Raw genomic sequence first — 12,340 nt, forward strand, 5'->3', positions numbered from 1 at the left:
CCCCGCGCCCCGCCCCCCCCCCCCCCCCCGGGGGGGGGGGGGGGGGGGGGGCCGCCCCCCCCCGGGGGGGGCGCGGCCCCCCCCCCCGCGGGGGGGGCGGGGCCCCCCCCCCCCCACGGAAGGTCTTCGGTCGCTACCGTCGATCGGTCGCTACTTCCCTGGAGCCGGCGGCGCAACAGTTGGATCGTTTGCGGATAGCATGACGAGATGGCGAGGGGGCGCCGACCAATGCCCTTGCCCGAAGACCGGTTGGCAACCGCCAACCCCGAGATCTTCGAGCGGAGTCGAGAGTGAACGCCTTCAGGATTCTCGGGGCACTCGAGTTGTTCGACGGGCTGGTCTGGAAGCCCGTCGAAACACCGAAGATCCGGATCCTGTTAGCCGTGCTGCTGTCCGCCTCCGGCCGGGTCATCTCGATCGAGCGACTGGTCGAGGAACTCTGGTACGAAGGTGCGCAGCAGAAATTCGATCAACGCAACCTGGTCCAGCAGTACGTGATGCGGCTGCGCCACCAACTCGGCGACCGGGACCGCAGCGTCCTGGTCACCAAGGCCCCCGGCTACCGTCTGGTCTTCGACCCCGCCCGGTTGGACGCCCACCGCTTCGAGGTCCTGCACGCGGAGGGCCAGGACCTGTTCGCCGCCGGCGCCGACCAGCGGGCGTTCACCGTGCTCGGCGACGCCCTCGCGCTCTGGCGCGGCGGCGCCATGGACGACGTCCCCACCTCTCCCATCGTCCGGGCTGAGGCCGAACGCCTCGAGGAGGCCCGCCTGGCCGCCGCCGAGATGCGGATCGACGCCAGCCACCGGATCGGCGGCCACGCCGCCACGCTCGCCGAACTGCGCGCCCTGCGCCGCTCCAACCCGCTGCGTGAGGGCCTCTGGGAGAAGGAGATGATCGCCCTCCTGGAGTGCGGCCGCCGCGCCGACGCCCTCGACCTCTACCAGCGCGCCCGTCGCACGCTCCACGAGGAACTCGGCCTCGAACCCGGAACCGCCCTGCGCCGCCTCCAACAGCGCATCCTCACCGAGGACTTCGCCCGCTAGTACCCCCTACCGGTCCGGCGCCGGCCCGGCTGCCACCGGGGCTCCTCAGGCGGGTCGACGCGTTCCCGGCAGCGGGGTGTCCCAGTCGAGGAGTCGCAGCAGTTCCTCGTCCACCCGCGGGGCGGGGCGTTCGGAGTCCCGCGCCGGTGGCCCGTCGGTGCCGGGCGGCGGGGTCCGGTCCGTGGTCCTGCTGGTGGTGAGTTGGGCGCTCACCGTGATGTTCCGTTCGACGCGGGGCCGGCGGTGCCGCTCGTAGGCGTCCAGCGCCGCGCCGGGGGTGTCCGCGTCGCGTAGCGCCTTGGCCAGCACCACGGCGTCCTCGAGCGCCATCGAAGCGCCCTGGCCGGTCGCGGGCGAGGCCGCGTGGGCGGCGTCACCGATGAGCACCGTGCGCCGGCCGTGCCAGCGGGTACCGGGGCTCAGGTGCAGGGCGTTGGTCGCCATCAGCCTGTCGTCCGTCGCCGCGACGATGTCCGCGGCGGGCGTGCGATCGGGCCGCAGGATCGGCAGGAGGTGATCCCGCCACTGCCCCGGCGTCGTCCTGGTGACCACCTCGGCGGTCAGCGCCGGGCCGGGCACCCGGGCGAACCAGAAGGTCTCGCCGGCGGGGGAGACCAGGTAGCCGAACGCGGCGCCGCTGCCGCGAACCATGGTGATCCGGCCCGCCGCGTCGTCGGGCGCCGCCGCCTCGGTGGTGTACCCGTAGAAGACACGCTGACCCGCGTAGTCCGGCCCCGCCGCGGTCGGGTCGAGCTGGGACCGCACGGTGGAGTGCAGCCCGTCGGCTCCGACGACCAGGTCGCCGCTGGCCGAGTCGCCGTCCGCGAAGGTGACCGTGACGCCGGTCGCGCTCTCGGTGACGGAGGTGAGCCGTGCCGCGTACCGGATCGGGATCCCACGGCGCCGGACCTCGCTCTGCAGAACCGCGCCGAGTTCGGCGCGGCGCAGGCAGCGGTAGCGGGCCAGCGGGTTCTCGTGCTCGCCGAGCGGCACGGCAGCCAGTTGGGCTCCGGCCTCGTCGACGACGTCCATGGTGGTGATCGGGAATCCGATGTCGGCGACCGGTTCGGCCGCGTCGAACTGCGCGAGGGCGCGCATGCCGTTGCTGGCCAGGGTGAGGAAGGCGCCGATGTCCTCCCCGGTGCTCGGGTGCGCCTCGTGGACGGTGACCTCGAATCCCGCCTTGTGCAGCGCCAGGGCGGCCGCTGCCCCGGCGATTCCACCGCCGATGACCATGATCCTCACCAACGCGGTCCCCTTCCTCGCGCCACCCGACCGACTCCGACGGATGCCTACAACGTCCCCTGCCGACTCTAGCGTTGGCGTCAAACCGTGATCACGCCCGTCGTGCGCGACGCCTGACCGGCGTCCGCCCGCTTTGCCGACTGATCGTCAGAAGTACGGCGGACTAGTCGTGTTGGGCGAAACCGTCTCTTCGCTCAATTGTGTGATCCTGTTAACATCCGGCAGATGTTGAGGATTCTGGTCACCGACCTGGACGGCACGCTCCTGGGCGGTGACGAGGCGGAGCGGCGTCGGCTGCACGCCGCTCTGGCCCGCCATCCCGAGGTGACGGTGGTGCTGGCCACCGGCCGCGGCCTCTCCTCGGTGCGCGAGATCCTGCGGGATCCGCTGGTGCCGAAGCCCCGCTGGATCATCGCCGACGTCGGCGCGAGCGTGATCGACGGGGAGGAGTTCGCACCCGTGTCGGCCATCCAGGACCAGCTGCGCGCCAGCTGGCCCGGCCGACGGCGGGTGCGCGAGGCGATGGCCCGCTTCCCCGAGCTGTCCTACCAGGAGGGCGTGGCCCAGGACGGTCGCTGCTCGTACCACCTGGCCCCGGACGCGCTCAGCGAGCGGATCACCGCGGCCGTCCACGCGCTCGGATGCGGCTGGCTCTACTCGGGTGACCGCTACTTCGACGTGCTGCCCGCGGGGGTCTCCAAGGGCAGCGCGCTGCGGGCGCTGGCCGAGAAGCTCGACTGGCCGGTGGAGTCGATCCTGGTCGCCGGCGACTCGCTCAACGACCTGTCGCTCTTCCAGCTGGGTGCGCACGGTGTGATCGTCGGCGGGGCCGAACCCGCCCTGCTCGCGGCGGTCCCCGAGTCCGCCCTGGTCCACCGGCCCGAGGAGCGGGGTGCGGCCGGGATCCTGGCCGCCCTCGACGATCTGGGGTGGATACCGGAGTCCGAGCGCGCGGGCCGCGGACACCCGTTGGTGGTCGGCTACCACCGCCCGCCGGTGAGCTGGACGCCTCAGGGGTGGCAGCCGCCCGCCAGTCCCAACGGCATCCTGCCGACCCTGAACAGCCTCTTCTCCAGCGGCCTTCCGGGAGTCTGGGTGGCCGCCGCCGTCGGCGACCCCGGCCTCGACCCCGCCGCCGCGCAGCACCCCGGTGAGCCGCTGTCGCTGCTCCCGCTGACCGCCGGCGAGTGGGCCGGCTACTTCCACCGGGCCTGCAAGGAGACCCTCTGGCCGGTGCTGATGTCCGAGCCGGACCGGCTGCGCTTCGACGCCACCGCGTGGGCGGACTACCGCACCGTGAACGCGCGCTTCGCCGAACACATCGGCCGGCAGGCAGCGCCCGGGGCGACCGTCTGGCTGCACGACTACAACCTGTGGTTGGTACCCGGGCTACTCCGCGGCGCCCGGCCCGACCTGCGGATCGGACTGTTCCACCACACGCCGTTCCCGTCTCCGGAGATCTTCGCCGCCCTGCCCGGGCCCGTCGCCACCGAGATCCGCACCTCACTCGGCTCGCTGGACTGGGCCGGGTTCCACACCGAGGCCTTCGCCGACCGCTTCCGGCACACGCTCGCGGGCCGGTCCGGGAGCCGGCCCGGGCTGCCGCGCCTCGGCGTCCACCCGCTCGGCATCGACCGCCCGGCGATCGAGGAGCTGGCCCGCGACCGGCTGGCGCACCGTCGAGCGGGGCACGGTCCGCTGGTGCTCTCGGTGGAACGCCTCGACTACGCCAAGGCCCCGGTGCAGAAGGTCGAGACGATCGCCCGGCTGCTCGCCCGGCACCCCGAGCTGCGCGGGCGGTTGACCTTCCGGCTGGTCTGCCCGCCACCCGAGCCGGGCATCACCGCCTACGACACCACTCGCAGGCTCCTCGAACAGCGCGTCGACGACGTCAACCACACGTGGTCGGAGGGGAGTTGGCGCCCGGTCGACTACCTTCCGCGTGGCCTCCCGTTCGCCGAGGTGATCGACCAGTATCTCTCGGCCGACGTGCTGTGGGTGACCTCGCTCCAGGACGGGATGAACCTGACCGCCAAGGAGTTCATCGCTGCCCAGGCGGTCCTGGCCCGGTCGACCGCCGGACGGTCCGGCGTGTTGGTGCTCTCCGACCGCACCGGCGCCGCCACGGAACTCGCGACCGCCGCGCTGCTCACCGACCCCCGGTCGCCCGAGGACCTCGCCGCCACCCTGACCCGCGCCTTGGCCCTCACTCCCGCCGAACGCCGTGCCCGCCTGGACCGCCTCTCCGCCCTGCTGGGCCACGAACGCCCCGCCGACTGGGCGGCCCGGATCGTCCGGGCCATCCGGAGCCCCGCCGGCGGTTGATCACGGTGGGGCGGCGGCCTCGCCGGGCTCAGCGCGCGGCGTGGGCTCCGGCGGGGGAGGCGGTGAGCAGCGGTTCGAGCGCTCCGGCGCGCAGCCGCGTCACCAGGGGGAGCGCGGCACGGCCGAGGAACCGGCTGGCCAGGAGGGCGACCGGCAGCGCGAGGACGGCGGCGCCGATGACGTCATGCGGGTAGTGGTCCCCGAGGTAGACCCGGGTGAATCCCTCGAAGAAGGCGAAGGCGAGGGCGATCGCGCTCAGTCGGCGGTCGAGGAGGTAGAGGGCGGCCACGGACGCGAAGGCCGTGGTGCTGTGACCGCTGGGGAAGGCGTAGTCGCTGCGGACCGGGCAGCTGTCGACGAAGTAGGCGTGCGGCAGTGAGTAGCACGGCCGTACTTCGGCCACCAGCTTCTTGGCCACCTCGGCGACGGCGAAGGCGAACCCGACGGCGACCGGTGCGGCCAGGGCGAGCGTCATGGCGCGGGTGTCGCGCCGGCGGGCGTTCCACCAGCCGATCAGCATGAGGATCGCGAACACGCCCAGGCCCGCGTTGGTCCACAGGTCGATCGGGGTGTTGAGCCACTTCGTGTCTCGGGCGAAGTCGGTGACGCTGGTGAACAGGGAGCCGTCGATGCCGGAGCCGTCGAAGGCGAGCGGGACCGCGGAGTGGGCTGTCATGGGGGCGGTTCTCTCTGGGTCGGTCGGGGCTGCTGCCCGAAAGGTCTACGCGACTGTAGACGGTGAACGGGTGAGATCTTACTCATGAACGCCAGGCGTACGGCAGTCGCCCTCTGACGGCGGGCCAGGTACTGGAGCGCGGTCTGGTTCTCGGAGCGCGTGATCGCTCGCCATCGCCGGTGGCACCGTTCGCCGCGGGGGATCGTCACCATGAGTGACGCTTCCGCACCCGCGAGCTGCGCCGCGAACGGCCGCCCGGTGCCCTGGTCGGAGATGTGGTCCTCCTGGTCGGAGGGTTGCCTGGCGGCGGCGTCCGGCCGGCCGTAGGGTGCCCGGATGATCGGGATTCCAGAGGAGTTCGTGCGGACCACCGTCGAGCGGGAAGGAGAGCCCGGAGCGGCATGGCTCGCCGAACTGCCCGGGATCGTGGATGAGTTGCTCGGACGCTGGGGGTGCGTGCCGGACGGCGAGGTCATGCACGGGGGCGTCGGGGTGATCGTCCCGGTGCGACGGCGGGTTGAGGAGAGCGCGGTGCTGAAGGTGTCGTTCCCGCACCCCGGTAACGTTCACGAGCCGGATGCGTTCACGGCGTGGGGCGGGCGCGGAGCCGTCCTGCTGCACGAGCGCGACGACGAGCGGTTCGCGATGCTGCTGGAGCGGGTCCGGGCGTCGACGCTGGCGGAGGTCGAGGACGACGACGAGGTGGTGACGGTCGCCGGGCGGATCAATCGCCGCCTGGCCGTCTGCGCGCCGTCCGGCCTGCCCCGACTGCGGGAGCAGGCCGACGTCTGGGAGGAGCAGCTGCGCGGGGACGCCGAGGAGCTGACGCACACGCTGTCGCGTGACGTGGTGGACGCCGCCATGGCGACCGTCCGCGAGCTGGGCCGCGTCCAGCCGGACACCCTCGTCCACGGCGACCTCCACGCGAGGAACATCCTGCGCGCGGACCGTGAGCCGTGGCTGGCCGTCGACCCCAAGGGGTACGCGGGAGATCCCGCCTACGACGCCGGCACACTGCTCAAGTCGCGCGCGCTGACGCTCCTCGAGGCGGACGACCTGCGCAGGGCTGTCCACCGCACCGTGGACGTCTTCGCCGATGCGGCCGAACTCGAACGCGCCCGGCGCTGGGCCCAGTTCCATGCCGTCCGGGCCGCGTTCCGGGGCCGCCGCCACGGGTTCCGGGTGGCCCGCGACGGACCACGCTTGGACCGGCTCATCGAATTCGCGGATCGCCTGGCGGAGTTGCTCACGGAGCGCGCTCCTATGATCGGGACCAGGCAGAATCCGACCCTCGGAAAGGCGGTAGCACCGTGACCGAGCAGGCACTGGCGATGTTGCGGGCGGCCGGAGCGGAGGCGATCGACCATCCCGGCGGCCATCTGATGGCTCATCTGCGCCGGGTCAGCGCCCTTCTCGCCTCCTGGGGCGCCCCTCCGGTGCTGGTGTCGGCCGGATTGTGCCACGCCTTCTACGGCACCGACGGATTCCCCGGCGCGCTGCTGCCACTGGAGCGGCGGGGCGAGCTGGTACAGGCCATCGGCGACGAGGCCGAGGCGCTGGTGTACTTCTACGCGTCCTGCGACCGCAAGGCCTCCTACCACACCCTCGCCGCGGACGACGCCGAGTTCGCCGACCGTTTCACCGGCGCGCGGACCCGGCCGACCGCCCAGCAGCGCCGGGACTTTGCCGAACTGACGGCGGCCAACGAACTGGACATCGCCGCCGTCAGCCCGGAGATGCGCGACCGCTTCGGCCCCGCGCTGCTGGAACTGTTCACCCGTTGGCGGCCCTTGCTGTCCGAGCCCGCCTGGGAACACTGCCGCGACGTACTGGGCTGATCGAGACGTCCAGCGGATCCGACAGTGGCTCCGGACCGTGGGGGAGGGCTGTCGCGGCCGGGTCCCGGGCCGACCCGGGACCCGGCCGAGGGTACCGAGGGGTACCGAACAGGCCTTCCGGGTCCGGTGGTTGACGCCCGAGGACGCGTCAACCGGTGGGCACCGCGGAGGAATGATGGTTGATGATCAGCCACTTGCCTCCGCGCAGCTCGTAGACGAAGGTGTAGCGGGCGTCGACCTCGGTCTTGCTGCCGTCCTTCTGCGTCAGCGTGAACTGGTAGAGGCCGGTGTCGATCGCGGTGGTGGGATCCGGGATGTTGATGAACCGCTCCTGGATCTTGCCGACCGGCTTGTTCACCAGGAAGTGCTGGAAGTAGTCGACTATCCCGGCCCGGGTGGTGCGGATTTCGGCGGAGACGGTCGGTAGCAGTACCGCGTCGGGAGCGTAGAGGTCCGCGACACGGTTCGGGTCGCCGGTGGCCAGGGCCGCGTTCCACTGGTCGAACAGGGCGGCGATCTGTCCCGCGGAGGGCATCTGGGTGCTGCTGACGGCGGCAGTGCGGTCGACCGGGTACAGAGCGTGGCTTCCGGTTGCGTACGTCGCTCCGGTGCCGGCGAACAGGGTGGCGGTGGCGAGCGCGATGCCCATGGCGTGCCTGCGTCTCATGGCGCTCCTCCTGCGTGGTCGGTGATCAGACGGAGGGATAGCCCCAGGCTGACCCACCACAGCCGATCCGGCACGTCGGAGCGGCCCGGAGCACCTTCTCGCCGGGACGGTCCCGGCGTGGACCGTGACTGCCGACCGCTCGGTGTGACCGGCCGGGGCGCGGCGCCTGCGATCATAGGGGCATGGTCGAACGAGTCATCGCAGCATGTGACGGAGCAGCCAAGGGCAACCCGGGCCCGGCTGCCTGGGCCTTCGTGGTCGCGGACAGCACCGGAACGCCCCGGCGCTGGCAGGCCGGCCCGCTCGGGCACAGCACCAACAACGTGGGCGAGTTGACCGCCCTGGAGCAGTTGCTGGAGGCGACGGATCCGACGGTCCCGCTGGAGGTGCGGCTCGACAGCACCTACACCCGCGACGCGGTCACGAAGTGGCTGGCCGGTTGGAAGCGCAACGGCTGGAAGACCGCCGGGGGCAAGCCGGTAGCCAACCGCGAGCTGATCCAGCGCATCGACGCGCTCCTCGCGGACCGTGACGTCACCTTCGTGTACGTGCCCGCGCACCAGGTGAACGGTGACCCGTTGAACGCGATCGCCGACAAGGCCGCCAGCGACGCCGCGCGCAGCCAGCAGGCGGCCGGTGGCACCGCGGCCGATCTCCCCGCGCCGGACCCGGTCAGCGCCCCCGCCGCCCGGAGCAAGCGCCGCGCGCCGGCCGCGACGTCCGGTGCCGGAGGCCGCCGGGCCACCCTCGCCGCCCGGTTCCCCGGGACCTGCCCGTGCACCCGTCCGTACGGCAAGGGTGACCTCATCACCAAGGTGGGAGGCAGCTGGGGCCACCCCGAGTGCGCGCAGGCGCAGGCGCAGGCGTGAAGGTGTGAGTTCGGGCGCGCTCCTTCCGTGAGCGGCGGTCACCGGTGAGGTGCCGCCCGGGCTGCCGAGCGCCCACCGGGTCGGCGCGGGCCAGCTCGCGGGAGGCCTTCCGCACCACGCGGTCGCAGTCACCGGTCGGCGGACGCCTGGTCAACGACGGTGCACCGTCCGCGTATTCGCCGCGTCCCGACTCCATCGCCCGCACCAACGGCCAGACGCGCCGTGCTCGGACTGACCCACGCCCTCTCGCCGCGGATCCTGGACTGCCCGGGCGGCCCGTGGCAGTGCGTCGGCGCTGGTAGGCTCGCTGGTCCGGCCGGACGGGGCGTCCGGCGTCTTCATCACCGGCCGAGTGCCGGGGCCGCGGCCGGTGGTGAACTGGTACCTGGGGGTTCGCGTCGATGAAGGCTGAAGAGCGCTGGCTGGTCGCGGGGCTCGGCAACCCCGGACCCTGGTTCGGCGGGACGCGGCACAACGCCGGGTTCCTGGTCGTCGACCGGCTCGCGGAGCGTCACGGCGCCAGGTTCAAGCTGCGGGGGATCAGCTGCCGGGTCGCGGAGATCGAGGTCGACGGCCGTCGGGTGGTCCTTGCCAAGCCCCTCTGGTTCATCAACCTGTCCGGCCGCCCGGTCGTCTCCGTGTTGCGGGCGCACGGCGTGCCGACCGAGCGCCTGCTGGTGGTGCAGGACGAGCTGGACTTCCCCTTCGGTGTCATCCGGTTGAAGCGCGGCGGCGGTCCGGGTGGACACAACGGGGCACGTTCGGTCGGTGACGTGCTGGGAACGCGCGACTTCCTCCGGCTCCGTTTCGGGCTCGGACGCCCACCGAAGGGCCAGCCGGTCGGGAAGTTCGTCCTCCAGGAGTTCTCGCCGGCCGAGCAGGCGGCCTTGCCGACCCTGCTGGACCGCTGTGCGAACGCCGTCGAGGCGCTGGTGGTCCGCGGCCTGAACCGGGCACAGGACGCACTGCACACCGCCGACGCATGAGCCGTGGCCGTCCCGTCGCGGACGGTGAACCAGGCGGGGTGCCGTTCCCGCTCGCCAGGAGCGCGGCCGGCGACCAGCATGGAAGTAGCGGGGCAGTACCCCGAATCCCCGTTCGCGGAGGTGAACTGCGATGACTCTGCCCGCACGACACCGAGGCCGGCTGGGTCAGGGCGTCGCTCGCCGACGGAGTCCTGAGGATCACCATGCCCGGGGCGAGGACGGCCAGGCGCCGCCACGTCGAGACCGCGGCCCGACCTCACCTCCCAGCCCCGCCCCATGACCGAGGGCGAGATCAGGCTCAAGGCCATCGCGGCGCTCACGGGGCTGCGCAGTGGTGTCGGGACCGACTACGTCTCGGACCTGCTCGGCGAGGTGATCCCCGACCACTTCCTGGTACCGGTCGGCGCGGACGCGAGGGAGGTCGGGATGTCCGTGCTGGGCCAGCTCTCCGAACCGCTGAGTGCCCTGGTCAGCGGGTTCGTCATGGCGTTCGAGGCGGTTGCGGACGCCTACGACGAGACGGAACCCACGACCTCGACGGAGGAGATCCTGCAGGCGCTCGCCCTCGAGATCGCACGGGAGGGCGACTGATCCGTCGGCCGCCGCCCCCGTGCCGAGGGGCTTGCCAACGCCGACGAGGCTGGAGTATATGACCGGTATGCATGGATATGCGTCGACAGCGGAACGCGAGCGCGAGGCCGATCCGTACGAGCCCCTTCGGTGAGCGGGACCGGCGGGAGGCCACGCGCCCGCCCGTGGGCGACCGGCTGACGAACAGCATGCGCGGGTGGAGGAGGTGGACCCGGTGATCACGGAACTTGCCCTGGAGCGTGCGGAGTTCACGTGTGGCCACTGCTGGAACCGGTGGAGCATCGACTACGACGTCCAGCACTACCGCGACCTGGAAGGGGACGACTGGGAGTACTTCTCGCGGGACGGTGTCGTGGTGGGCTCCCCGTACACCCCCGCGGGTGCCCCGCCGTGCCCGGAGTGCGGGCGGCGCTGGGTGGGCCGGATCGTGGCGCGCCGGTTGATCCCGATGCCGCCGGGCCCCACCGGCACGCCCCGCCAGCAGATCGGGGACCGCGTCGGGCACCGGTCCGAGCGTCATGGCGCGCCGCTGCTGGCCGCCCAGGCCCACGTCCAGCCCGAACAGCTCGGACCACCCGACGCCGAGCGCCGAACCGCGGGCACCGGTTGGCCGGCCGGCGGCTGACCGGGCGGACGGAGCGGCGACGCAGCGGGAGGGGAGGGAGCGATGGCCAGGCTGACGGCCGAGGGTGACCGGCTGCTGGTCCGACTGGCCTGGTGGGAGCGGGCCGCAGCCCGGCACGGTGACATCGAGGTGCCGCTGACGGCGGTGGACCGGATCGCCGCCCAGCCGGACCCGTGGCGCGCGCTGCGGGGCGAGCGGGAGAGCGGCCTGCTGATTCCCGGTGCGCTCTGCCTGGGGGTGTGGCGGCATCCGGGTGGGCGGGACTTCTTCGCCGTCCGTCCCCGGCGTGGCGGTGTGGTCTGCGTCGATCTGCGCCGGCCCGCGCCGTTCGCCCGGATCGCCGTCACCTCGGCGTTCCCGGAGCCGACGGTGGCCGCGCTGCGGGCCGCGAGGAGCCGGGCGAGCACCGTCGGGAGCACCGCGGAACCCGATCGCGGCGCCGGACGACCCGAGGCGGAGCCGGGTGGCGCGCCCGTGACGGCGCCGGTCGGTGTGTCGCCCCGGCCCGGGAAGCACGGTTCGGGGAAGCACGCCACCCCCGCGGCGGGTGCCCTCGCGTGAGTCCCGGCGGCGAGTGCGGGCCTGGGGCCGGGCCGGACCCGGATGGCCGGGGAGCCGGGGACGCTCAGCGCGGGCGGTAGCCCCAGCTCTGCACGAAGGCGGGCGAGAGGTCCCAGAAGCCGGGGTCCTGCAGGCGGTCCAGCGCCGCGGTCAGCGCGTCCTCGGTGAGGTAGCCGCCGTCCAGCAGGGCGGGGCCGGCGGCGGCCAGTGTTCGGCGCCAGAAGTCGGCGACGGCGTTGCCGCCCTGCAACTGCGGGACGGCGGTCTCCACGCCCAGCCGGTCCAGCCCGGCCGCCCGCAGCGGCAGCGGATGGCTGCGCGACCAGCGGGCGTCGGTGCCGATCCGGTCGCGGGTCAGCCGGCAGTGCGCGTCCATCGCCTGCCGGTAGTCCTCGTGCGGCGAGGAGTCCAGCGGGAACCAGCCGAACGAACCCAGCACCAGCCGCCCGCCCGGCCGCAGCCAGCGGGCCATCTGGTGCAGGATCTGGCGGCGCCGCGGCAGGTGGCTGAGCACGAAGCGGACGTGGATCAGGTCGAACGAGCCGTCGGGGAACGGGTCGACGGTGACGTCGTGGCGCAGCACGGTGAGGTTGCGCTCGGCCGGCGGCCCGAGCAGCTCGGGCGCCAGGTCGGTGGCGACCACCTCGCCGTCCGGGAGTCGCCGGGAGAGCCAGCGGGCCACCGAGCCGGCGCCGGTGCCGACGTCCAGACAGCGTGCTCCCGGTGGGATCGGCGCGCTCGCCAGGCAGCGGAAGGTCAGCGGGTCGAAGACCTCGCCGAGGAGCCGCAGCCGCCGGTGTTCCGGCTCGTCCAGCCGGAACAGGTGGTCGCCGTAGCGTTCGGTGCGGGTTGCCTCGGGGGCGAGGCGGCGGGTACCGCTGGGCATCTGTCGTCCTTCCTGGCGCGCTTGG

13 protein-coding genes are annotated in these 12,340 nt (G+C 73.0%); 9 read left to right on the forward strand and 4 right to left on the reverse strand.

Annotated elements, in window-relative coordinates; translation table 11 throughout:
* Positions 1 to 290 precede the first annotated feature (290 nt).
* A complete protein-coding gene (locus ACIGXM_RS09855; RefSeq protein WP_396558771.1) occupies positions 291 to 1,046 on the forward strand; it encodes a BTAD domain-containing putative transcriptional regulator in 756 nt (251 codons plus the stop codon).
* A 45-nt stretch (positions 1,047 to 1,091) separates the two neighbouring features.
* Here ACIGXM_RS09855 and ACIGXM_RS09860 read toward each other — a convergent pair whose 3' ends face one another.
* Positions 1,092 to 2,294, reverse strand: a complete 1,203-nt coding sequence (locus ACIGXM_RS09860) for an FAD-dependent oxidoreductase (protein ID WP_396558773.1) — start codon at positions 2,292 to 2,294, stop codon at positions 1,092 to 1,094.
* A gap of 222 nt (positions 2,295 to 2,516) precedes the next feature.
* On the opposite strand from ACIGXM_RS09860, the gene ACIGXM_RS09865 reads away from it, so the two are divergent.
* On the forward strand, positions 2,517 to 4,616 hold the full coding sequence (locus tag ACIGXM_RS09865) for an HAD-IIB family hydrolase (RefSeq protein ID WP_396558775.1): 2,100 nt from the start codon (positions 2,517 to 2,519) through the stop codon (positions 4,614 to 4,616).
* A gap of 28 nt (positions 4,617 to 4,644) precedes the next feature.
* Here ACIGXM_RS09865 and ACIGXM_RS09870 read toward each other — a convergent pair whose 3' ends face one another.
* The gene (locus ACIGXM_RS09870; protein ID WP_396558777.1) at positions 4,645 to 5,292 is read right to left on the reverse strand and encodes a phosphatase PAP2 family protein; all 648 of its coding nucleotides are present in this window, start codon (positions 5,290 to 5,292) and stop codon (positions 4,645 to 4,647) included.
* Between the two features lie 336 nt (positions 5,293 to 5,628).
* On the opposite strand from ACIGXM_RS09870, the gene ACIGXM_RS09875 reads away from it, so the two are divergent.
* Complete coding sequence (locus tag ACIGXM_RS09875) at positions 5,629 to 6,606, forward strand: aminoglycoside phosphotransferase family protein (protein ID WP_396558779.1); 978 nt, start codon at positions 5,629 to 5,631, stop codon at positions 6,604 to 6,606.
* The gene (locus ACIGXM_RS09880; protein WP_396558781.1) at positions 6,603 to 7,130 is read left to right on the forward strand and encodes a DUF6817 domain-containing protein; all 528 of its coding nucleotides are present in this window, start codon (positions 6,603 to 6,605) and stop codon (positions 7,128 to 7,130) included. The genes ACIGXM_RS09875 and ACIGXM_RS09880 overlap by 4 nt, the downstream gene beginning before the upstream one ends.
* A 148-nt stretch (positions 7,131 to 7,278) precedes the next feature.
* Here ACIGXM_RS09880 and ACIGXM_RS09885 read toward each other — a convergent pair whose 3' ends face one another.
* Positions 7,279 to 7,797: an SgcJ/EcaC family oxidoreductase gene (locus ACIGXM_RS09885; protein WP_396558783.1), complete on the reverse strand. Its 519-nt coding sequence runs from the start codon at positions 7,795 to 7,797 to the stop codon at positions 7,279 to 7,281.
* 182 nt (positions 7,798 to 7,979) lie between these two features.
* Here ACIGXM_RS09885 and ACIGXM_RS09890 point away from each other — a divergent pair, with 182 nt between their 5' ends.
* From ACIGXM_RS09890 to ACIGXM_RS09910, 5 genes are all read left to right on the forward strand, one after another.
* Positions 7,980 to 8,666 carry a ribonuclease H gene (locus tag ACIGXM_RS09890; protein WP_396558785.1) on the forward strand — a complete coding sequence of 229 codons (687 nt, stop codon included), beginning with the start codon at positions 7,980 to 7,982 and terminating at the stop codon, positions 8,664 to 8,666.
* Between the two features lie 401 nt (positions 8,667 to 9,067).
* Positions 9,068 to 9,652, forward strand: coding sequence for an aminoacyl-tRNA hydrolase (pth, locus tag ACIGXM_RS09895; protein ID WP_396558787.1), 585 nt, complete (start codon positions 9,068 to 9,070; stop codon positions 9,650 to 9,652).
* A 276-nt stretch (positions 9,653 to 9,928) separates the two neighbouring features.
* Complete coding sequence (locus tag ACIGXM_RS09900) at positions 9,929 to 10,243, forward strand: hypothetical protein (RefSeq protein ID WP_396558789.1); 315 nt, start codon at positions 9,929 to 9,931, stop codon at positions 10,241 to 10,243.
* Positions 10,244 to 10,457: 214 nt separating this feature from the next.
* A complete protein-coding gene (locus tag ACIGXM_RS09905; RefSeq protein WP_396558791.1) occupies positions 10,458 to 10,868 on the forward strand; it encodes a hypothetical protein in 411 nt (136 codons plus the stop codon).
* 42 nt (positions 10,869 to 10,910) lie between these two features.
* Positions 10,911 to 11,429 (forward strand): hypothetical protein, encoded by a 519-nt coding sequence (locus ACIGXM_RS09910; RefSeq protein ID WP_396558793.1) that lies wholly within the window; start codon positions 10,911 to 10,913, stop codon positions 11,427 to 11,429.
* 64 nt (positions 11,430 to 11,493) lie between these two features.
* On the opposite strand, the gene ACIGXM_RS09915 is transcribed toward ACIGXM_RS09910, so the two are convergent.
* Positions 11,494 to 12,315 carry a class I SAM-dependent methyltransferase gene (locus ACIGXM_RS09915; protein ID WP_396558795.1) on the reverse strand — a complete coding sequence of 274 codons (822 nt, stop codon included), beginning with the start codon at positions 12,313 to 12,315 and terminating at the stop codon, positions 11,494 to 11,496.
* Between the last annotated feature and the right edge of the window lie 25 nt (positions 12,316 to 12,340).

The sequence above is a fragment of the Kitasatospora sp. NPDC052896 genome (assembly GCF_044547075.1).
Lineage (GTDB): Bacteria > Actinomycetota > Actinomycetes > Streptomycetales > Streptomycetaceae > Kitasatospora.

What these genes read in the sequence shown, in the direction of transcription:
- ACIGXM_RS09865 (WP_396558775.1), top strand. Translation starts at nt 2,517, where the DNA reads ATGTTGAGGATTCTGGTCACCGACCTGGACGGCACGCTCCTGGGCGGT.
- ACIGXM_RS09870 (WP_396558777.1), bottom strand. Translation starts at nt 5,292, where the DNA reads ATGACAGCCCACTCCGCGGTCCCGCTCGCCTTCGACGGCTCCGGCATC.
- ACIGXM_RS09875 (WP_396558779.1), top strand. Translation starts at nt 5,629, where the DNA reads ATGATCGGGATTCCAGAGGAGTTCGTGCGGACCACCGTCGAGCGGGAA.
- ACIGXM_RS09885 (WP_396558783.1), bottom strand. Translation starts at nt 7,797, where the DNA reads ATGAGACGCAGGCACGCCATGGGCATCGCGCTCGCCACCGCCACCCTG.
- ACIGXM_RS09890 (WP_396558785.1), top strand. Translation starts at nt 7,980, where the DNA reads ATGGTCGAACGAGTCATCGCAGCATGTGACGGAGCAGCCAAGGGCAAC.
- pth (WP_396558787.1), top strand. Translation starts at nt 9,068, where the DNA reads ATGAAGGCTGAAGAGCGCTGGCTGGTCGCGGGGCTCGGCAACCCCGGA.
- ACIGXM_RS09900 (WP_396558789.1), top strand. Translation starts at nt 9,929, where the DNA reads ATGACCGAGGGCGAGATCAGGCTCAAGGCCATCGCGGCGCTCACGGGG.
- ACIGXM_RS09910 (WP_396558793.1), top strand. Translation starts at nt 10,911, where the DNA reads ATGGCCAGGCTGACGGCCGAGGGTGACCGGCTGCTGGTCCGACTGGCC.
- ACIGXM_RS09915 (WP_396558795.1), bottom strand. Translation starts at nt 12,315, where the DNA reads ATGCCCAGCGGTACCCGCCGCCTCGCCCCCGAGGCAACCCGCACCGAA.